Below are 20728 nucleotides of genomic sequence, written 5' to 3'. Positions count from 1 at the left end.
CGGCGCCTCAGCCGCGGCCCGCGTAGGGCATCGCCCGCGCCATCACCGTGAGGGACGGGACGTTCACCTCCAGCGGCAGCGACACGACGTGCGTGACGGACCGCGCGACGTGTACGGGGTCGATGGTCGGTTCGGCGCGCCGCGTGCCGTCGGGCTGGAGGGCCTGCACGCCGATCCCGGCGGTCATCGCCGTCGCGGCGTTGCCGACGTCGAGTTGGGTGCAGGCGATGCCGTGGTCGCGCAGGTCGAGGTTCAGCGCGGCGGTGAGCCCGCTGATCGCGTGCTTGCTGACGGTGTAGGCGACGCTGCGCGGGCGCGGCACGTGCGCCGACAGCGACCCGTTGTTGATGATCCGGCCGCCGGGCGGCCGCTGGTCCTTCATGACGCGCACCGCCTCGCGCGCGCAAAGGAACGAGCCGGTCACGTTGGCGGCGAGCACCTCACCCCACGCCTGGTCGCTCACTTCGTCGACGGCACCGTGCGGTCCGAACACGCCCGCGTTGTTGACCAGGACATCGACCCGTCCGTGCAGGTCACGTGCGGCGGCGAACAGCGCGCGGACCGACGGCGGGGAGGTCACGTCGGCCTGAACGACGTAGGCGCGCGGACGGCCCGCCGCCGTCTCCTCCAGGGCCGCCCGCGTCCGTCCGGCGAGGACGACCACGTGACCGGCGTCGAGGAGCGCGTGCGCGATGGCCCGGCCGAGTCCGCTTCCCGCGCCGGTCACCACGGCCACCGAGGGCGGCGGGTCAGTGGTTGTCACCGTGCACCGCCGCTCCGCGCCGTCCGACCAGGAAGTCGAAGTCAGCGCCCCGGTCGGCCTGCAGGACGTGCTCGACGTACAGGCTCGCGTAGCCGGTCGTCGGCGGGTTCGGCGGCGTCGCCGCGGTGAGCCGCCGTTCGATCACCTCCGCGTCCACCAGCAGGTTCAGCGTTCCGGCGGCGACGTCGAGGGCGACGAGGTCGCCGTCGCGCACGGCCGCCAGCGGACCGCCCGCCGCGGCCTCGGGCGCGACGTGCAGGACGACCGTGCCGAACGCCGTCCCGCTCATCCGGGCGTCGGAGATCCGGACCATGTCGCGGACGCCCGCCTCCAGCAGCTTCCGCGGCAGCGGCAGGTTGCCGACCTCGGGCATTCCGGGGAAGCCGCGCGGCCCGGCGTGGCGCAGGATCAGGACGGTGTCCGCGTCCACCGGCAGGGCGGGGTCGTCGACGCGGGCGCGGAAGTCGTCCATGCCGTCGAAGACGAGCGCGGGACCGGTGTGGCGGAGCAGGTGCGGCGAGGCGGCCGCGGGTTTGACGAGGGCCCCCGACGGCGCGAGGTTCCCGCGCAGCACGGCGATGCGGGCGTCGGGCAGCAGGGGCTCGTCGACCGTCCGGATGACCTCGCGGTCCCAGGCGACGGCGTCGGCCGTGTTCTCGCGGAGAGTCCGGCCGTTCACGGTCGGGGCGTCCCCGTCGAGCAGGTCGCCGAGTTCCTTCACCACGACGGGCAGGCCGCCCGCGGCGTGGAAGTCCTCCATCAGGAACTTTCCGGCGGGCATCAGGTCGACGAGGAGCGGCACGTTCCTGGCGACGCGGTCGAAGTCGTCCAGGCCCAGGTCGATTTCCAGCCGTCCGGCGAGCGCGAGCAGGTGCAGGACCGCGTTCGTCGACCCGCCGATCGCCGCGTTGACCTTGATGGCGTTGTCGAAGGACGCGCGGGTGACGATCCGCGACATCCGGACGTCCGCGCCGACCAGCGCGACCGCCCGGTGCCCCGACTCGCGGGCGAGCAGCCGGCGCCGCGCGTCGACCGCCGGGATCGCGGCGTTGCCGGGCAGGGTGAGGCCGAGCGCCTCGGCCATGCACGCCATCGTGGACGCCGTCCCCATCGTGTTGCAGTGCCCGGCCGAGCGGGCCATCGCGGCCTCGGCGGCGCGGAACTCGCATTCGCCGATCCGGCCCGCTCGCACCTCCTCGCTCATCTCGAACAGGGACGTGCCGCTCCCGACCGCCCTGCCCTGCCAGCGGCCGTTCAGCATCGGGCCGCCGGACACCACGATCGTCGGCAGGTCGCAGCTCGCGGCGCCCATGAGCAGCGACGGTGTGGTCTTGTCGCAGCCGCACAGCAGCACGACGCCGTCCAGGGGGTTGGCGCGGATGGACTCCTCCACCTCCATCGAGACCAGGTTGCGGTAGAGCATGCTCGTCGGCCGGATGATCGTCTCGCCGAGGGACATCGCCGGGAACTCGACGGGGAACCCGCCCGCTTCGAGCACGCCGTTCTTCACATGGTCGGCGAGTTCCCGGAAATGGGCGTTGCACGGGGTGAGGTCGGAGAAGGTGTTGCAGATCCCGATGACGGGACGGCCGTCGAACATCCGGTCCGGGACGCCCTGGTTCTTCATCCACGAGCGGTGGATGAAGCCGTTGATGTCCGACCCGCCGAACCATTCCCGCGAGCGCAATGTCGCACGATCCTTGTCATGCGGCATGTGAAGGGTCCTTTCGCGTGGGCAGGCCGAGGATCTCGCGGGCCTCGGCGGGGGTGGCGGGTTCGAGGCCGACGCTCTGGACGAGCGCGACCGCGCGCTCCACGAGCCGGACGTTCTCGGCGGGCTCCCCAGGGGCGAGGCAGGGATTGTCCTCGATGCCGACCCGGATGTGCCCGCCGAGCGCGAGCGCGTGCGCGAGGCCCCTGAACTGCTGTTCGCCGTTGACGGTCACGGTGAACACCGAGCCGCCCGGGAGCGCGTCCGCCATGTGCTGCAGGTTGGACGGCGTGTAGGGCAGGGCGTTCTGGAACGCGCCGTCCAGGCCGAGCACCAGGTTTACCTGGTAGGGCTCGGTGTCGAACCCGAGAGCGGTCAGCCGGGCGACCTCCCGCACCAGATGGGACGGGTTGAACGCCTCCCATTCGGGCTTGATTCCGCGCTTGAACATCGCCGCCGCGAGCTCGATGGCGCGCTCCATCGGCGTGTCCATGAGGACCTCCCGACCGCCGGGCCCGCTGATGTAGGCGGTGATCGCGTCCAGCGTGCAGGTGTCGGCGCCGCCGTCCACGCCCGCCATCCGGGCGTCCCAGTCGATCACCCTGGAGCCGTCCGGGCGCACCCGCAGCAGGTCGCCGTCGATCCCGCCGCCGGTCGAGTTGTTGACCACCACGTCGCACGCGGCGCGGACCCGCGCGTTGATGTCACGGTAGATCGCGGCAGAGCAGGTGGCCCGTCCGTCTGGGCGCCGCGCGTGCAGCGCCGCGACGCTCGCGCCCGCGTCGGCGCACCGTGCGACGTCGGCGGCGATCTCGTCCGGTTGCGTCGGGACGTACCGATGCTCGACCCGGGTGAGGAACCCGCCGGTGGGTGCGACGGTGACGATCACCTTGCCGGTGTGACCGGCGGCCGGGGCGGTCACGCCGCCGTCCGCTCGACGTTCGCGGCGGACTCGAAGAACCAGGCGACGGCCAGCGCTCCCGGGTCGACGACCCCGCGGGCGTGCTCGCCGACGTAGCTGGCCCTGCCGCGGCGGGCGAGCATGCTCCGGGTCGACTCGGCGCCCTCGGCGGCGGCGCGGGCTGCTCGGGCGACCGCGGCGCGCCACTCCGGTTCCGGCTGTTCGGCCTCCAGGGCTTCCACCGCGGGGACCATCGCGTCGACCATCGTTTTCTGGCCGACGTCGGCGCCGCCCAGGCGACTGACGGCGTCCACCGCGTCCCGGAATGCGCGCGCGAGCTCGCGGCCGGTCCACGGTTCGCGCGGGCCCTTCGCCAGCCGTCCGAACCAGAGCCCGAACAGCGGGCCGCTCGTTCCCCCCGCCCCGAGGTGGGCGTCGGAGACGGTGGCGAAAACGTCGGGTGGACCGGCGGTGCGGTCAAGGTCGAGTAGTGCCGTCCTCGCCTTGCCGAGTGCGGTGGCGACGTTCCAGCCGAAGTCTCCGTCGCCCGCTCTGCGGTCGAGGTCGGTCAGCTCGTCGGCGTCGCGCAGGACCCGGTCGGCGTACGCCAGGAGCCAGGCGCGTGCGTCCGCGCCGGTCAGGAGCGTCCTTTCGGCAGGCTTTTGGGAGGGGTTGTCGGCGGTCATCGTGAGTTCCCTTCTCACCAGGTCAGCGCCGGTGTGCGGACCGGTGCGTCCCACAGGTCGACCAGGTCGCCGGTCAGCGCCGTGAGGGTGACCGACAGGCCCCGCATGTCCAGCGACGTCACGAACGAGCCGGCGAGGGCGCGGACCGGGACGACGCCGTCCCCGGCGAGCACCCGGCGCACCTCCCGCAGCGCGACCCCGAGCTCCAGCGCGTGCGTCGCCCCGAACCCGTTCACGATCGCCAGGACCTCGTCGCCGCGCCGCAGCCCCAGGTGCCCCAGCAGCGGGCGGACGAGCGACGCCACCAACTCGGCGGCGGACCCGGCGGCACGGGTGCCGATGCCCCGCTCGCCGTGGATGCCGACGCCGAACTCGACCTCGTCCGGCCGGAGGTCGAACGAGCGCCTGCCGGTCATCGGATTGGTGCACGCCTCCAAGGCCAGGCCCAGCGTCGCCGAGCGGGCGGCCACCTCGCGACCGAGCGCGCCTACCCGGCCCAGCGGGGCGCCTGCTTCGGCTGCCGCGCCGCAGATCTTCTCGACCGCGAGGACGGCGGCGGTCCCGCGCCGCCCAGGTCCGTCTTCGTCGGTGGACGCGGTCGCCAGGTCGTCGTCGACGACCACCGTTTCCAGCCGGTGGCGGTCCGCGAGCAGGTCGGCCGCGATCCGGAAGTTCAGGACGTCGCCGGTGTAGTTCTTCACGATCAGGAGGGCGCCCGCGCCCGTGTCGACCGCCGCCACCGCGTCCCGCACTTGCAGGGCCGTCGGGCTGGTGAACACGGCGCCCGGCACGGCGGCGTCGAGCATCCCCGTGCCGACCATGCCGGTGTGCAGCGGCTCGTGTCCGGAACCGCCGCCCGACACCAGCGCCACCTTGCCTGCGACGGGCGCCCGGCGGGTGACGAACAGCGGGTCGGCGTGTACCCGCACAAGGGCGGGGTGCGCCGCCTCCAGCCCCTCCGCCGCCTCCCGGACGAAGGCGTCGCGCTCGTTCAGCAGATACCGGTTCACGCGCCCGCCTCCGCGATCCGGGCCTTCGCGTCTCGGGCTCTTCGGGCTTTGGGTTTCCGCGATCCGTGCCTCCGCGAAAGCGATCAGGGCCGGCGCGGCGCGGACGCCCGGCGCGACTCCCGCCGCGCGAGCGGCTGTGTTGACGTGCGAGATGACGCCGTTCTCCCACGTGTCCGCGCCGTCGGAGATCTCGGCGGTGTCGTGTCCTACCGCCACCGCCGGGATCCCGGCCGCGTCGAGGACGTCGAGCCCGGCGATCCCGGCCCCGTCCTTGCCGACCCCTGCGTCGTTGAGCAGCACGAATCCGCAGCGCGCCGCCGCGCCGACGCGTCCGGACTCCTGGCCCCCGTTGGACGCGGCGACGACGATCGCGCCCGCGTCGCCGTCCTCGACCTGGGACATGCTGTCCATCACGACGACGCGCACGCCGTCCCGCGACCACACCGTCGCTCGGTACACGGTCAGATTTCCTCTCGCTCGATGAGCGCCACGAGCTGGTCCTTGAGCGGCTCGCCGACGCGGACGCCGAGCGCCCGGCCGCGCTCGTTCACGAAGCTGACGACGCCGTTCTCCCAGGTGTCGAGGCCGTCGCCGATCCGCGCCGAGTCGTGCGCGACGCCGATGGCGGCGATGCCGGAGGCGTCCAGGCCCCGCAGCCCGGCTATGCCGGCGGCGTTCTTGCCGGAGCCCGCGTCGTTGCAGGCGACCACCGCGACGCCGTAGGACGCGGCGTACTCGGCCGCGCTGGTCCCGCCGTGGGAGCCGGTGACGATGACCTCGCCGCGCAGCGCGGGCGACCCGAAGGCGATGGAGTCCATCGTCCAGATCGTCCGACCCGCGGACCGGTGGACCGGCTCAGGCGCCGTCGCGTTCCCGTCAACGATGCGCATGCGCGGGCACCCCCAGGATCCGCCGGGCGGCGGCCGCGGTCGCGGGACGGCGGCCGTGCCGACGGCCGATGGCGGCGACGCGCTCGACCAACTCGGCGGTCGTCGGATGCCCGAGCCCGGTGTGCGGATGGTCGCCGATCCCGATCAGCAGATGCCCGCCAGCGGCGATCACGTCGTCGGCGACCGCCAGGACGTCGCCGCGATGGCTGGAGACCAGCCATTCGACCTCCAGCCCGGCAGGCAGCGCGTCCAGGTGGGCGCGCACCCCCGCCCACGTGGTGGGATGCGCGGCGACGAACTCCTCGCCGCCGAGCACGAACGCCACGATGAGCGGCGGCATGAGCCGTCCGGCGCGCTCGTGCGCGATGATCGCGCGGGTCCAGCCGAGGTTGAACGACGCCAGGTAGGGGCGCATCCCCAGTTCCGGCGCCCGTTCCAGGAACGTCCGCTGGGTGCGGACGTCGTTGACGAAGACCCGGTCGTCGGAGGCGTACTCGCCTGCGCCCGGATCGAACAGGTCCATGTTGGCGCAGCCCATGTCCACCGGGAGCAGGTCCGCCGCGGTCTCGGGATCGCCCTGGTTCGGGAGGAGGTTGGACAGCCGCCGCTCGGCGTCGTATCCGGGGACGTTCGCCATCGACGGCGCGAGGAGCAACGAACTCGTCTGGTGCGTCCGGCGCGCTATGGCGGCGTAGGTCGCGGCCGTGTGGTCGGCGCGCCCGTCCGGGGTGCGGCCGTGGTAGTGCATGAGCGAGGCCCCGACCCGCTCGCAGTCGCGGGCGACCGCGGCGATCTCGTCCGGGGTGAACGGGACGTGCGGGTTCGGGTCCCGGCCGGTGCCTTCGTTGACGTTCACGCCGATGATCAGCGGCTTCATCGGACCGCCTCCGGACGGTCCCAACCGGCGCCCGCCATCTGCCCGCCGTCCACGCCCCACACCTGCCCGGTGACGAACCCCGCCCGCTCGCCCGCCAGGAAAGCGATCACCTCGGCGATCTCCCAGGGTTCGGCATGGCGGCGCAGCGGGATCGCCGCCAGCACGGCGCGGCGGACCCGCTCGTCTCCTTGCACGGCCTCGACCAGCGGTGTCCGGGTGGAGCCGGGCGCGACGCAGTTGACGCGGATCGCCTCGGCGGCCAACTCGAACGCGAGCTGCCTGGTCAGCGCGACGACGCCGCCCTTGGACGCCGAGTACGCCGCCCGGTCCGGGCTGCCCCGCAGCCCGGACACCGACGCCACGGTCACGATCGACCCTCGCGCGGCGGCGAGGTCGTCCACGAACAGCTGGCACAGCGCGAACGTGGCGACCAGGTTGACCGCGAGGGTGTGGGTGAAGCGGGCGGACGTCACCTGGCGGAGCGGTCCGTTGTCGGCGATGCCCGCACAGGTCACGACCGCGTCGACGCGGCCGAAGCGGTCGCGTGTCCGCCGGGCCAGCCGATCGAGGGCCGCGTCGTCGGTGACGTCGGTGCGCACCGACAGCCGGACGGCCCCGGAGGCGTCCTTCGCCTCGCCGTCCGCGCTCTGGAGGTCAGCGACGACGACGTCCCATCCTCGTGCGAGGAACAAGCCGGCGGTGGCCGCGCCGATGCCCGAGGCTCCGCCGGAGACGACGGCGGTCCGCGCGGTCATCGGGTCACCAGCGCGGTCATGTCGCGGACCGGGCCGGTGCCGTCCCAGGCCGCGGCGGCGGCCGCGACGGCCTCGAACAGTGCCGCCTTGCGCCCGGCGACCTCGGAGATCTCGACTACCGTGCCGGCGTGCCCGCCCGCGGTGAAGTAGGCGAAACGCTCGTCCGGCCCGCCGCTGCCGGAACGGCCGCGCTGCAGCTCCGCGTATCCGAGCGCTGCCGCCCGGCCGGTGAGGGCGTCGAAGGCGTCCGTCCAGTAGGCGATGTGCTGGAGGCCCTGGCCGCCTGCATCGGTGAACTCGCGGAACGCCGACGGCGCGTCGTTGTGCTGCTGGATCAACTCCACCTGCACGTGACCGGCCTGGGCCAGAGCGACGCTGAACTCCGGCGCGCTCGGCGCACCGCGATAGGTGAAGTCGGCGACGGGCTGGCGCTCGATGTAGAAGAACGGCCCGACCTCCAGCCGCTCGGTCCAGTGGGTGATCGCGGACGCGATGTCCGGGACCACGTAGCCCAGTTGCCGGATGACGCCGAAACTTCGGCTCACTTATCCTCCTTGGATGCGGTCGGTCGGCCCGGTGGCTTCGGTCGGCCTGATATCGGCGTCGATCGTGCCGCGCCGACCGCGAGCCGCCCACGCCTTAGACCCGTTGATCGGGAAGACCGGTCGGCGGGGCGCGCCGCGCCCTCGTCCCGCCGACCGCTCACGGACGCTCCACGGGCGCGAGCCGGAAGCGGCCGCCCTCGCGGGCCACCGCGAACGGACGGTCGGCGGGGAAGTGCGCGGGCAGCAGGAGCAGCCCGTCGCGCGCGCAGCGGTCCAGGAGGTCGTCGCGGGTCCGCCGGGCCAGCGCGGGATCGGCGTCGCCAGCCTGGCTCAGCTCGGGACAGCACTGTTGGATCGGGTGGTGGACGACGTCGCCGCAGATGACCGCGCCGCCGTCGCGCGACCGGATCTCGGCGACGACGTGCCCGGCGGTGTGGCCGGGTGCCGCCCGCAGGACGAGCACGGTGTCGCCGTGCTCCGCCAGCACGTGCCCGTCGTCGGCGGCCTCCCAGCGCCCGGTCTCCAGCACCGGACGGACGCTGTCGTCGTACGCGCGCACCAGGTCCGCCGGAACCCCGTCGGCCGGGGACTTGGCGGCGAGGGCCTGCAGGGACGCCAGTTCGGCGCGTCCGAACAGGTACGTCGCCCGCGGGAACGTCGGCCGCCAGCGGTCGCCGTCGAGTCGCGTGTTCCAACCGCAGTGGTCGGGATGCAGGTGGGTGCTGACGACGACGTCCACGTCGTGGAGCGCGGTGCCGGTCCCGACGAAGCGGTCCAGGAAGTCGGTGTCGAACCGGTGGTGCGGCAGCAGATTGGGACGTTCCTTCTGGTTCCCGTTGCCCGCGTCCACGACGACCGTTGTGTCGCCGAGCCGCACGACGTAGCTGTGGATGGCGAGCACGAGTTCGCCGGTGGCCGTGTCGGCGTAGCCCGGCCCCAGCCCGGCCGCGTCCCGGACGGCCCGCTCACCGTCGACGCCGGGGAACAGGTCACGCGGCGGGAACGGCCAGGCCGCCAACTCGGTCACCTGGGCGACGCTCGCCTCGCCCACCGTGATCTGGAAGGTCATCATTGTGCCCTTCGGGGTCGTGGCGATCAGGACTCGGTGGCCGGTTTGACGGCGGCCGCGGCGCGGACCGGCGGCGGCGTGCGCAGGACCGTGGCGCGGAGCGCGAGGACGATCGCGGCGGCGAGACCGAGGGCGACCGCGTATCCGCCGATGGCGGCGGTGAACCCGCCGGTGGTGTCCCGGACCCAGCCGGTGACCTGCGGTCCGAAGTAGCCGCCGAGGTTCCCGGCGCCGTTGATGACGCCGAACCCGGCGGCCAGCGCCGTCCCCGTGAGGAAGGACGACGGCATCGTGATGAACACGCCCATCGCGCCATACAGGCCGACGCCCGCCACGCAGAACCCCGCGATCGCGAGGGCGGGCACGGAGAAGGAGACGGCGGCGAGCCCGAACCCGGCCGCCGCGACGGCGGCGGCCACCGCGAAGTGGACCATGCGTTCCTGCTGCCGGTCCGAGCGTCGCATCCACCACAGGACGGGCCCGATCGCGGCGAGCGCGGGCAGCGCCGCGACCCAGCCCACCTCGTTCCGCGACAGCCCGAACTGCGCCAGGATCTGCGGTATCCACAACTGGAAGCCGTTCAGGCTGAAGGTGACGCAGATGAACACCGCCACCAGCACCAGCACGCGGGGATGCACCAGCGCGCGGGCGAACCCGTGCTCGCCGTGCGCCCCGGTGGTCTCCCGGTCCTCCGCGCGGAGTTCGGCGACGAGCCAGTCCCGCTCGGCGGCCGTGAGGAACGCGGCGTCCTTCGGGCTGTCCTTCAGGACCTTGACGCAGACGAGGCCGAGGACGACCGCTGGGATTCCCGTCAGCACGAACACCCAGCGCCAGCCCGCGAGGCCGAGCAGGCCGTCCAGGTCGAGGATCCGCGTCGTCACGGGCGTGGTGAGCGACGACAGGCAGATGAACGCGACGATCCACGCCATCGCCTGGCCGCGCTCCCGCCGCGGGACCCACCGCGAAACGAAGTAGAGCATCCCCGGTGAGAACCCGGCCTCGGCGACGCCCAGCAGGACCCGGGCCCAGGCCAAGGTGGTCGTCCCCTGGACGGCTGCGGTGGCCATGGTCACGACGCCCCAGGTCACCATGATCCGGCCGAGCCACCGCCGGGCGCCGACCCTGGTGAGGATGTAGTTGCTGGGCGGCTCGCAGACCGTGTAGCTCCAGAAGTACACGCCCGCCGCGAACCCGAACGCCGACGCCGAGATCCCCAGGTCGCCGTTCATGGTCAGCGCCGCGACGCCGATGTTCAGGCGGTCGAGATACACCACCACATAACACAGCCCGACCAGCGGCATGAACCGCGTCATCACCTTGCGGACGGCACTCCGGCCCACGTCCGCCCGGGTCGACAACTCCTGCATCCTTCGCACCTCGATTCCGCGACGGCGTCCTGTGACGCCGACCACAGAATGAGGCGGTCCTACATCCTCCACCACGGCCACGTGCCGTTCATCGGGAATCTACCTGCGACTTCGCGCCGCAGCTCACACACCCCTGAATGGTCAGGAGCGCGCTCTCCTCGTGCGCGACGCCGCAGTGCGCGGCGAACTCGCGTTCCAGGGTGTGGACCTTCTGGGTGAAGCCGGGGTCGTCGCCGGAACCGTACCGGGAAAGGTGCCCGCCTCTGAGGACGTCCTCGACCTCGCGCCTCTCCTCGTCGCCGAACACATAAGCCCCTGGACCTGCCATGGAGCGCCTCCGCATCCTCCAATGACCATGATCCACAAGGTTTCCTGATCTTTCGGTAGGAGCCGGATAGGTACCTGGATGGGTAGTCCTCCCGGTGTCGTGGGTGCTGGCGGACGTGAGAGTGGGTGATGTAAGGACTAACGCCCATGTGGAAAGAGACTGATGATGTCGACTAGTTCGACGATCGAACCGGGGCCGGGAGCCTGCTGTTGTGCCGAGAGTCCCGCTCGTGAGGCCGGTCCGGGTGCCGGAGAGCGGGTAAGGGCCGAGAGGCGGCGCCGATGCGCCGGTCAGGCCGCGCACGAGATGCGCACGCCGCTTGCCGCGCTCCGACTGGAGTTGGAGGAAGCGCTGATCCACAGGGACACCGCTGACCCCTTCGCGGCCCTGACGGAAATGCTGCGCAGCGTTGAACGCCTGGAACACGCGGTGATCGCTCTGCTCTGGTTGCTCCAACGGGAGGCTTCCGGCCAGACGCGCGGGCGGCACTGCGGGCTGGAGCATCGGGAACCAGGCCCGACCGGCCTCTGAGCGGCACGAGGTGACGACGTCTTGTCCTCTCGGCGGTACTCGCCGCCGGACGCGGACCTGGCGTGGGCGCCCGGCCGCCGCGCCTCGATGAGGGGGAAGAACGTGCCGGGTGAACAACTCCTCCTGCTCCAGGGGGGGTCAGGAAGTGGTCGCGGTGGTCGCGACTGGGCGGGGCGTCAAGGCCGGTGCTGGGTGAGGTCGCGGAGGCGGGCGGGGTAGTCGGCCAGGATCTGTGCGACCTCGGCCCGGTCCACCACGCGCAGGCGCTGGCGCTGTTGGGCGTAGCGCAGTTCCTCGGCACGCAGCCGCTCGGCTTCCTCACCCGCGCGCGCTCTCGACAGCGCCGCCAGCGCGGTGACGAGTTCGTTGAGCAGGTGCACCGCACGGCCGAACTGGTCGGCGTCGGTTCCGTCCCACTCCGCGTCGCGGTCAGGTGGGCGGGGGTTTGTCGGGTCCTGGTCCATCATGCTCCGAATCTGCCGGCGAACCGGAGGTGCGCGGTCGACCATCTCGCCGAGGGTCGGCCCGCTGGCCTGGGCGGTGGCGCTTTCGAGGCCGGAGGAGGCCGTCTTCGATCGCTACCGGGATGGCTTTCTCGTGCGCTGTGATCTTCTGCGGGCCCGCAGCGCCGCCGGCCAGGTGGAGCCGGACCGCCACCCGCGTTTCCCCGCCACGGCGTGGCTGGCTGTCGGCCGGGCCGTCGACCCGCGGGTGAGCCTTCTCCCACCGCCTGCGTGCAACGTCATGGTCCCTTCATCAGCGTTTCGATCCAAAGCGGGCTCCACGCTCGCGGTAGCAGAGCCGGGGGTCTTGGGCCGTCGACGCCGCAGCGCCGCATGTCCGGGGCGACCCCGCCCCACAGGCGCCACCTGCGGCTTGCCTCGGCTACTGGCGCGCGAACGCCGGTTGCTGGTGTCCGCGGCGGCGGGGGTTCATCCGCCGGTGATGGCGCTGCCGCCGACCTGGTTGGAGCACCGGTTGGCGTCCTCGCGCACTTTGAGGAGCTGCTGCCGGCTCATGCCGTTGGCGTTGCTGGGGGCGAAGTCGAAGCCGGGGCCGGAGGGTTCGGACATGTCGTAGCCGAGACCGCGCATGCAGGCCACGAACCTGGCGGCGATCTTCAACTGGTCGGGGTCGAGGGTCTGGTTGCCCTGGACGCTGCCGCCGCCTCCGGGTTTGGTCGACACGCTGGCGCCCTCGGGCACCTTGACGCCGTTGACCGTGTCATCGGAGCCGCCGCAGGCGCTCAGACCCAGCAGCAGGCCCAGCAGGACGACGACGGCGGTGGCGGTGGCGGGAACGGCCGGGAGCTTGGTCATGATCCTCGTCTCATTCGTGTCGGTCTGGGAGGCGTTCGGGGGGCGTTCGGTTCGGTCGTGCATCGGCGGGGGCCGCCGCCGACGCCGTTCATCGCGGCGGCGGGTTTTGTGCCCTCAGCGTGAAATGTAGAGGAGGCGGTGTCACCGCGAATGTCATCGACAAAAAGGCGAATTCGCGGTGCCCGGATCCGCGGCCGCGTTCGAGCCCGCCGCGGGTCGCGCGCGCCGGCAAGCTCGCGCAATCACGCCACGGCCCCCCTTTAAAAAAGGGGGGCCGGATCGTGATTGCTTGCGGTGGTGATTGCCCGTGATTGCGACCGTGATGGTGTGACCTGCAGAAACACCGGGCCCGTGATTGCCGTGGTTGGCGCGTGATTGGCGGGCCGTGTGATTGTCCGTGATTGCGTGCGTGATTGGCCTGACCAGGCACTTCTTGTCAGACAGTGGTGCGGGCGGGGACCGGGGGCGGGCTGCTGTCGGCGCAAGGAATCATGTCTTCTCTCGCCTCTGGTGGTCGCCGAAAAACGCGCGCCAAGTACCGCCAGACCGCCACGGTGAGGTGTCCCAGAGTGGTCTTCACCTCCGCCAGCCGGGCCGCCAGCCGGGCCGACGGGCTGTCGGGCTGTCGGGGAGGGCGCGGTGGGCGGTGCCTGACGGCGGAAGACACCGCGATCCCCACCCGCCGGCCGCTGCCCCGGCCAGGCCGCCCCCAGCCCGCCCTGCAGTGCTCTCCTGGCGGCTGGGGGCCTTCGCACAGTCGCACGCTACACACCGACTCGGTGCCCCTTCCGGACCGGCCAACCTCGCTGCCGCCGCAACCGGCTGCCGACACCTCAAGATCCACCGAATTTGCAGAGTAAGTCTGAACAAAATCAGCAACCGACGCCCGGACCTACTTTTCAACCCGCAGGTCTCCACATCAGGTGAGTACAACGTTCACACGGAAACGGACACACGGCACGGTCGACATACGCCACTAGAGGGCCTGCGGAACCACGCGTACGCGGCAGATCAAGCGGCACGCCCGAACCGCCGCACGAGTTCCACCACCAGACCGTCCGGACGCCGGAGGAAACCGCGCGCCCGCCACGCCAAACGAATACGGCACAGTCGAATACGGCAGGGCACCGGTCTCGACGCGCTCAGATGTCGGACTCACCTGTGACTTTACGGCAGCGCAGCTCGCGGCTGGCGATCGCGGCGATTCCGTTCCCGGTGTTGATCAGCGGGGGCAAACATCCCGGGGATGTTCCCGGCGAACTCCACGAACCCCTCCCTCGGGGCCGGCCGCCCATCGGTAGAAGATCTCCAACGCGGTCTCCCAGGCCGGACGCTCGGACAGGTGCCGGTCGTCAGGGGCTTACCCCACCGGCCCCCCCGCCCAGTCCGCCTCACACGTGCCGCGACCTGGTGCCGCTCGTCCTGGCGAGCTGGACGGAGTACCGGAACTCGCTGGTCATGCTGACGCGCGCGCCGCTGTGCGCCGTGACTGCGGGGGCCTCCAGCGCCTGGGGTGCGGTGTTCAGGATGTGGTGGGTCTGTCGTCTGGGCCCGGCTCGGGGGCGGGGGTCGTGCTCGGGGCTGGGGACGCGGCGGTTCGGCGGGATCCTGAGGCCATCGTGTCCACGAGCAATGCGGTGGGGTGGTCGTCGGGCAGGTGGCCGCGGTAGTCGAGCGCGATGGTCAGGGCGCGGTCGGCGGCATCGGTGTGCCCGGCCTGCCGGTGCACCTTGGCGTACAGGTAGTGCAGGTGGGCGTCGTCGGCGGAGGACCGGTCGGGCAGGACCCGAGCGGCCTTGCCCAAGTGCTCCAGCGCCTGGTCCAGGTCACTGCGTGCGATCGCGGCCTCGGCGAGGTCGAGGGCCAGGCGGGCGATCAGATACGGCTCGCCGAGGTCGGTGAACACGCCCTCAGCGGCGTCGAAATGAGTGTAGGCCTGGGTGTGGTGCCCGAGTCGGGCCAGCGCGATGGCGAGTTGGCGTCGCAACAGCGCCTGTCCGCGGGGGTGCGGCGGCGCAGCGCGGTACAGGTCGAGCCCGCTTTGCAGCACCGTGACCGCCTCGCTCGGCTGGCTCAGCGCCAGCAGCGTCGCGCCGAGGTGTTCGGCGGCGGCGGCCGAGCCGAGGGTGTCTCCGCTGCGCTCGAACAGCTCACCGGCCTGGTCGTGGTGATCCATCGCTTCGGGGAGGTGGCCCTGGCGGCGCGCCAGCGCGCCGGCGAGCATGTGCGCGCGAGCCTGGGCGACCAGGTCGGCGCAGCGGTAGGCCGAGTCCAGCGCGGTGGCGCAGACCTGCTGCCCCGCAGCGTAATCCTGCCGGCGGAGCACGTATCCCCACAGCGCCTCGGCGAACTGCCAGGCCAGGGCGTGCAGGCCGGCGTCGGCGGCCGCGGCTTGCGCGGCCAGCAGCACCGGAACCCAGGGCTGCATCATGGTGATCGCCGCCTGGTCGTCGGCCGCAGCCGGGGGGAGTTCGGGGTGCCAGGCGAACACGGCGGCGTAGCGGCGGCGGCCGGGCGCGATGACGGTGTCGAGCCGGGCCGCCCACATCAGATAGTGGTGGACGGCGCGGGCCAGCACGGCGGCGCGCTCGCCCGCGCTGTCGCCGACCTCGCTCAACGCGCGGGCGTGGGCGGCGGCCGGTTCGGGCATCCGCCACTGGTCCAGCTCGGGCCCGAACTGCACCAGGTTCACGTCGCTGAGCCGCGCCAGGAAACTGTCGATGGCGGTGTCGTCGGCGGCGAGGGCGGCGGCCGCCGCGGCCGCGCTGAACATCGGCCCTGGCAGCAGCGCCAGGTGCCGGTAGGCCCGCTGGAGAGGGTCGGGTAGGTCGGCGTAGACGGCGTTGAGCGTGATGGTCACGATGGTGTCCTCCTCGGTGCGGAACCTGGTGCTGCCGGTGTGGAGCCGGGCGTCATCGAGCTGGTTGTGGTCGTGAGGCCGGGCCTGCGGGAGTTGGGTGGCGAGCGCGCCGATGGGGCGGTGAGGGCGGGCGACCGCATCGGTTGCTGCGGCGGCCCTGGGCCTGCCAGGAGGGAGGTCGGCGGTGGCAGGGGTGGTTCGTCGGCGGAACGGTGGGGGATGCGGTGCGGCCGATCACCCCGGGGGGAGTGACCGGCCGCACCTGGCGTCCTCGCACGGCGCAGACGAGCGCGGCCACCAGACGGCCCGTATCAGCGACGCTTTCGAACCTGGACGGCAGGCCTTCACTGAACTCGATCACCTGTGAGCTCTCGTGTTCCGGTTGCCCGCTATGGGGTCGATGACTGATCAACGCGGCTTCGTGCGGGCGCCTCGGGTGGGCGGCCGGGTCGTCGGTCTGGGTTTGGAGCGGTCGCTGCGGCGCTGGTTTCCGGCCAAGCGCATGAGTGCGCATGCCTGGAAGAGCCCCAGCGCCCAGAGCAGATCAGTCGGGGAGATGGCGGGGGACGGCAGCATCGGTTCTTGGCGCTGGGATAGCAAGAGGTGTCGCAGCGCGGGCCATGCCCGGTCCTCGAAAGGCATGTCCCTGCCGGGTGCAAAGGTCTTCAGGATCTGGGCGAGGACCTTCTTGCGAGTGGTGCCGGTTGCGACGGTCAGCGCGCGCAGCACCTGCTGGCTGGCGTGGTAAGAAGCCATCATCGCCACCTCGGGTTCATATCGGGCCAGCAGATCGGCGATCACTTCATCGGGCGAGGGGCCCTCGGGCGCGTCGGGCGCGACGAGAGCGACGATCCGCATGCGCAGGCGATCGAGGTCGTCGTCCACTCCCTCGGTGCGGAGGGTGGGGGCGCTGACCACCGTGACGTGGCGTGCGGGCGGTAGCCCGGCCTGCCGGTCGGCCTCGGCCTCCCGCGCGGGGACGGGGAGCCGGGCAAGGTGCGGCGGCCTGGTCGGCTCGTCTGGGGCGGGGGTGAGCATCGCCCACGACGCCAGGACGAGGTAGGTCAAGGTGGTGCCGGGATCGAGCCGGTCGGCGGTCAGCGAGGTGAGCGGCAGAAAACGCAGCATCGTGAACGGGAACGTGGCGGGGGACGGATCGGCGGTGGCACCGGGACCTGGCGGCATGTCGAGGTCTCGCAGGAAGCATGACCCGTCGTAGTAACCCGGGCCATGCTCGGTCAGCATGTCGTTGGCGAGCTGCGGGGTGAACCAGCGCGGTGCCGCGACGTCGGCAAGTCCACGTACGAACAGGCCGGACAGATCGCCCCAGAACGCCAGCCACACTCCGGAGGTTTCCGGGGTGGTGACGCGGCCCCAGTGCACACCGGTGATCGGCGGTTCGTCGCTGCCGCGGGTGATCGGTGTTGCCCAGCGCAGGAACCCAGTCGCGGCGGGCGGGACGATGCCGTCGGGGTGGATGATCGTCGCGCTGTCTGCCGGTGCCTCCGCGGCGGCGCGGGCCTGAAGGCGGGCCCCATAGGAGATCGCGGCCACGGTGGCGCCGGGGTCGAAGGCGAACAGTTCGGCGTGCCCGAGCCGCTTGGCCTCGTCGGCCGCGAGCGCCACCGAGCGCTCCATCGGCTCGGCGTCCGGGACCAGGGGCAGCGATGGCGGCGTGAGCATCGGCCCGGTGGAGTCCTCCTGCGAGGCGAACCAGAGCGGTCCGTAGCCGACCAAGAACTGGTGCGCGCGGCGGCGTATCCGCAGCGACTCCGCGATCAGCTCGCCGTTGATGGTCACGTGATGCTCCCGGTGCGGCCGTTCCTCGGTTCGGGGCGGCCAGGTCGCGGTCGGTGGTTCACAGTTGGCTGGGTCTGGAAGGGCGTAGCCGAGCGGAAGCCGCGCCATGGCCGGAGCCGATAACCCCGCTCCGCCGCCCCTGGCGGTGCCCCCGTTGCGGGTGCAGCGCTGCGGCCAGGTGTTACCGCTGGCCGGGTCCCTGGTGAGCACGTGCGAGGGCGTCCAGCAGCCGACTGGCGTCACCGATGGCGCCGACACCCGAGATCGAGGCTTCAATGAACTTGATCACTGTTGTTCGTGCCCGTTTCTGGGTTGAGAGAGGGCCGCGCGGCTCGTTGGGCTCGACGCCGGTGATCTGGGGGTACCTGCTGCCGGGCGTGGCCTAAGTGCTTCCTGTGAAGCGTCTCGGCTGCCCCGGATCCACCTGCGGAAGTATCGGGGGGCGGCGTTGGGCGCGTTTGCCAGGGCAACGCAGGCCCAGACCGATGCGCTCAGCAACGCTGCGTACCCCACCGGGCCGCCGAATATGGCGATGGCGTTGAACAGGGTGTGGCCGACGATGATCGGGCCGACCCGGCGCGTGGCCCGGTACATCCACCAGGCCGCCGCGGCGAAAGCGACCGACGAGAGGGCCGAAGTACCGAGGTAGGCATGCGGAAGGACGCGCAGCACGCAGACCGTGAGGAGGATCTGCCAGGCCGGGCGGCGGGCGACGAGCATCAGCGCGGCGGGCAGCGCCAGAAGCGGGATCTCCTCACGCACCCCGGCCGAGAGTGCCTGGACGGCGAACAGCGCCTGGTAGTGCAGGCCGGTCGCATCAGCCTGCGCGGCCTGGTCGGTCACGGCGGGGCCCAGCCGGGCAACCCAGGTGTCCAGGATCATCGCGGTCGAGTGCCCGGCCAGCACGACGGCGCAGGCGGCGACCGCGTCGGCGTCCCAGCGCCGCGCGATCTCGCTGGGCAGACGGCCCCGCCACAGCGGCATTCCGGCGTCGCGGGCGATGCTGGAGCATAGCCACGCGCCTGCCCCGGTCAGCAGCACCGTTGCGGCGGTGTCGGCGGCCTGGCCGAGGAACGGCAGCAGCACCGCCCCGGCGACGGCGAGGGCGGCCGCGCACCACACCGCGCCGCCGTACCGGCGGCGGGCGCGTAGCAGCAGCCAGATCCCGGCGGCGGTGAGGCTGACAGCCGAGACGTTGACCTGTGCTGGCAGTCCGAGCCAGTCGTTGTCGGCGCCGACCAGTTCGGCGAAAGCAATGAGGGCTGTGGCGAAGCTGGGGCCGAACAGCACGGCTAACACGGCCGCGCCGCGCAGGAGAGGGGACTTGGTCATCTGGGGCTTTCTAGTCTCGGGGGTTGGTGGGGGGCGTGATTGATCTGCCGGTCGGCGGTGACCGGGGTGACGGCCCTCGCGGTGCCAACCGGGGTGAGCACGGCTGGCCCGTTGGGGACGGCGACGCGCCGTTTCGGAGTGGAGAGTAAGGACACGAAGACCTTTTTTGACCAGGGGAGGGGGCGAACTGGCACGTGAGGAGCGCCGGAGTCAGAGGGACCGAGAGCTGGTCGGCGGGTGCCATGCGGTATCGATCAGCGCCGATAGCTCAGGGGTGTCGCACACCAGGTTCTGAATGCGTCGACCCTCGACGTGGGCAAGCACGCACAGGGAGTCGGACGTCGGCCGGATCCGGGTGATCATCTGGAGGCAGGAAACGACTAGCACGGCACCGAATCGGGTTAGCGTGATCGCGACCGGCGGTGCCGGGTCGCGCGCGACGTCGAGTTGCTGCAACCGTTTGGCTTCGGCGAGCAGCCGCTCCCGCAGACGAGGGCCAAGGCCTGGGCCGTCGGCCAAGATCGGCAGCGCCTGCCCGATCGCGTCCGCGAGCAGCGGATGCACCTCGAAACTCAGATCAGGCAGTCCTTTCCAGCGTCGTCGTGCTTCGTCCAGAAGGGGGCTGGCGGGCTCGAGGCCGCCGAGTACAGGGGTCACGAAGCGCTCCAGAAGGAGGTGATCGGCCGTCCCCGGTGGGCTTGGGGACGGGGCGGATGGTCTAGGCGGCGTGCTCGCGCGCGGTTTTCGATGGCGGCGCGGGCGGTGGGGGCAGCGCGACCCGGTCGGCGAGCCGGACCGAGTAGGGGAGGTGGCCGTTGCCGGTGGCGTCCTGGGCCAGCTTGAGGAGCTGGATGTCGGATGTCCCGGCGGCCGCCTCGACGCACCAGGCGTCCTGGGCGAGTTGCCCGACGCGGCGGTCGGTGCGCATCCGGGCCGCGCCGTGGGCCCGCATGGCATCACCGGCCGAGTCCAGCGCCGCTTCCGATGCCTCCAACTTGGCGTGGATCAAGTCGATGTCGCGGCCCTGCCCGTGGTCGAGCAGGTGCGCCGCGGTGTAGGCGGCGGTCCGGGACCTCATCAGCCGCGCCGTGATCCACCCGATCCGCTGCTGGATGACCGGAAGGTCGCTCAGCGCTCCGCCGTAGCGGTGGCAATGCGTGGTGTAGGTGATGGTGTCGTGCTTGAGGGCGTGCTGGATGCCGATTCCGAGCCCGGCCAGGCACAGGCGGCCGGCCAGGATCGACGCGGCGTAGGCGACGTGCATGCCTTCGCCCTCGGCCCCGATCATGTGCGCGGCGGGGACGGCGACGTCCTCGAAGATCACATCGCCGAACGAGAACCCATGCAACCCTCGGGCGGGCGCATACGGGGCGAGCCGGACACCGGCCCGCTTGGTCTCGACCGCGAACGCCGACAACGAGCGTGAGGAGCGGCCGGAGTCGGGGGCGGTGCGGACCACGACACCGAACACGTCCGCGAGATGGCTGTTGCCGATGAACGTTTTGCGGCCGTTGAGGATCCACCGGTCGCCGTCGCGGTGGCCGGTGGCCCGCATTCCCAGGACGTGCCCGCCGGACTCGGTCTCGGTCACCGCGATCGTCGCAAGCCGCTCGCCCAAGCTGAACTGCGGCATCCATTCAGCCAGCAGTTCGTCGCTGCCGTAGTGCAGGAACATCTCCGCACCGAGTTGAGATGCCTGCAGCGCCGCGCCCATCGCGGGACTGGCCTGGGAGATCTCCTCCAGCAAGACCAGTTTGGCGACGTGCCCAAGACCCGCCCCGCCCCGCGCGGCGGGGACGGCGGCGGTGAGCCAGCCGGGGCGGGCCATCGCCTTGACGATCTCGGTCTCGACCCGTCCCGGGTGGGCGTCCAGGCGGGCGGCGTGCGGGGCGATCTCGGCGTGGGCGAAGTCGCGGGCCTGCCGGCGCAGGTCCCGATGATCGTCGGTCTCGAACACGATTCCCCTCTCCTCGTGCTGGGGCTG

Annotated in this window: 20 protein-coding genes; 1 reads left to right on the top strand and 19 read right to left on the bottom strand. The window is 71.9% G+C overall.

The window, feature by feature from the left end; genetic code table 11:
• Positions 1-7: 7 nt before the first annotated feature.
• From FXF65_RS37935 to FXF65_RS37880, 12 genes are all read right to left on the bottom strand, one after another.
• Positions 8-763 carry an SDR family oxidoreductase gene (locus FXF65_RS37935; RefSeq protein WP_187412742.1) on the bottom strand — a complete coding sequence of 252 codons (756 nt, stop codon included), beginning with the start codon at positions 761-763 and terminating at the stop codon, positions 8-10.
• Complete coding sequence (locus FXF65_RS37930) at positions 750-2477, bottom strand: IlvD/Edd family dehydratase (RefSeq protein ID WP_148355042.1); 1728 nt, start codon at positions 2475-2477, stop codon at positions 750-752. Before FXF65_RS37930 ends, FXF65_RS37935 begins: the two co-directional genes overlap by 14 nt.
• Positions 2467-3396, bottom strand: coding sequence for a beta-keto acid cleavage family enzyme (locus FXF65_RS37925; protein WP_148355040.1), 930 nt, complete (start codon positions 3394-3396; stop codon positions 2467-2469). Before FXF65_RS37925 ends, FXF65_RS37930 begins: the two co-directional genes overlap by 11 nt.
• Positions 3393-4061: a dihydroxyacetone kinase subunit DhaL gene (gene dhaL / locus FXF65_RS37920; protein ID WP_148355038.1), complete on the bottom strand. Its 669-nt coding sequence runs from the start codon at positions 4059-4061 to the stop codon at positions 3393-3395. Before dhaL ends, FXF65_RS37925 begins: the two co-directional genes overlap by 4 nt.
• Before the next feature lie 14 nt (positions 4062-4075).
• Positions 4076-5071 (bottom strand): dihydroxyacetone kinase subunit DhaK, encoded by a 996-nt coding sequence (locus tag FXF65_RS37915; RefSeq protein ID WP_148355188.1) that lies wholly within the window; start codon positions 5069-5071, stop codon positions 4076-4078.
• 461 nt (positions 5072-5532) lie between these two features.
• Positions 5533-5889, bottom strand: a complete 357-nt coding sequence (locus FXF65_RS37910) for a hypothetical protein (RefSeq protein WP_148355036.1) — start codon at positions 5887-5889, stop codon at positions 5533-5535.
• 58 nt (positions 5890-5947) lie between these two features.
• Positions 5948-6838 carry a 3-keto-5-aminohexanoate cleavage protein gene (locus tag FXF65_RS37905; RefSeq protein ID WP_148355034.1) on the bottom strand — a complete coding sequence of 297 codons (891 nt, stop codon included), beginning with the start codon at positions 6836-6838 and terminating at the stop codon, positions 5948-5950.
• The gene (locus tag FXF65_RS37900; RefSeq protein ID WP_148355033.1) at positions 6835-7593 is read right to left on the bottom strand and encodes an SDR family NAD(P)-dependent oxidoreductase; all 759 of its coding nucleotides are present in this window, start codon (positions 7591-7593) and stop codon (positions 6835-6837) included. The genes FXF65_RS37905 and FXF65_RS37900 overlap by 4 nt, the downstream gene beginning before the upstream one ends.
• Entirely contained in the window at positions 7590-8138 is a 549-nt protein-coding gene (locus FXF65_RS37895; RefSeq protein ID WP_148355031.1) for a VOC family protein, read from the bottom strand. The genes FXF65_RS37900 and FXF65_RS37895 overlap by 4 nt, the downstream gene beginning before the upstream one ends.
• A gap of 157 nt (positions 8139-8295) precedes the next feature.
• The gene (locus FXF65_RS37890) at positions 8296-9207 is read right to left on the bottom strand and encodes an MBL fold metallo-hydrolase (RefSeq protein ID WP_148355029.1); all 912 of its coding nucleotides are present in this window, start codon (positions 9205-9207) and stop codon (positions 8296-8298) included.
• Between the two features lie 26 nt (positions 9208-9233).
• Positions 9234-10574 (bottom strand): MFS transporter, encoded by a 1341-nt coding sequence (locus FXF65_RS37885; protein ID WP_148355027.1) that lies wholly within the window; start codon positions 10572-10574, stop codon positions 9234-9236.
• Between the two features lie 88 nt (positions 10575-10662).
• Positions 10663-10902, bottom strand: a complete 240-nt coding sequence (locus FXF65_RS37880; RefSeq protein ID WP_148355025.1) for a hypothetical protein — start codon at positions 10900-10902, stop codon at positions 10663-10665.
• 162 nt (positions 10903-11064) lie between these two features.
• On the opposite strand from FXF65_RS37880, the gene FXF65_RS46155 reads away from it, so the two are divergent.
• The gene (locus FXF65_RS46155; protein ID WP_342787795.1) at positions 11065-11433 is read left to right on the top strand and encodes a histidine kinase dimerization/phospho-acceptor domain-containing protein; all 369 of its coding nucleotides are present in this window, start codon (positions 11065-11067) and stop codon (positions 11431-11433) included.
• A gap of 176 nt (positions 11434-11609) precedes the next feature.
• Here the strand turns inward: FXF65_RS46155 and FXF65_RS37870 are convergent, their stop codons facing one another.
• The 7 genes from FXF65_RS37870 to FXF65_RS37840 form a co-directional block, all read right to left on the bottom strand.
• On the bottom strand, positions 11610-11900 hold the full coding sequence (locus tag FXF65_RS37870; protein WP_148355021.1) for a hypothetical protein: 291 nt from the start codon (positions 11898-11900) through the stop codon (positions 11610-11612).
• A 465-nt stretch (positions 11901-12365) separates the two neighbouring features.
• Positions 12366-12752 carry a hypothetical protein gene (locus FXF65_RS37865; RefSeq protein WP_148355019.1) on the bottom strand — a complete coding sequence of 129 codons (387 nt, stop codon included), beginning with the start codon at positions 12750-12752 and terminating at the stop codon, positions 12366-12368.
• Between the two features lie 1522 nt (positions 12753-14274).
• Positions 14275-15612, bottom strand: a complete 1338-nt coding sequence (locus tag FXF65_RS37860; RefSeq protein WP_148355018.1) for a tetratricopeptide repeat protein — start codon at positions 15610-15612, stop codon at positions 14275-14277.
• A gap of 408 nt (positions 15613-16020) precedes the next feature.
• A complete protein-coding gene (locus FXF65_RS37855; RefSeq protein ID WP_148355016.1) occupies positions 16021-17412 on the bottom strand; it encodes a hypothetical protein in 1392 nt (463 codons plus the stop codon).
• A 285-nt stretch (positions 17413-17697) separates the two neighbouring features.
• The gene (locus FXF65_RS37850; RefSeq protein ID WP_148355014.1) at positions 17698-18744 is read right to left on the bottom strand and encodes a hypothetical protein; all 1047 of its coding nucleotides are present in this window, start codon (positions 18742-18744) and stop codon (positions 17698-17700) included.
• Positions 18745-18954: 210 nt separating this feature from the next.
• Entirely contained in the window at positions 18955-19401 is a 447-nt protein-coding gene (locus tag FXF65_RS37845) for a hypothetical protein (RefSeq protein ID WP_148355012.1), read from the bottom strand.
• 61 nt (positions 19402-19462) lie between these two features.
• Complete coding sequence (locus tag FXF65_RS37840; protein ID WP_148355010.1) at positions 19463-20701, bottom strand: acyl-CoA dehydrogenase family protein; 1239 nt, start codon at positions 20699-20701, stop codon at positions 19463-19465.
• Positions 20702-20728 lie beyond the last annotated feature (27 nt).

The organism is Actinomadura syzygii (assembly GCF_008085905.1).
Classification (GTDB): Bacteria; Actinomycetota; Actinomycetes; order Streptosporangiales; family Streptosporangiaceae; genus Spirillospora; species Spirillospora syzygii.
The sequence above is the reverse complement of the archived record's forward strand: the minus strand, read 5'-3'. Positions and strand labels throughout refer to the sequence as shown.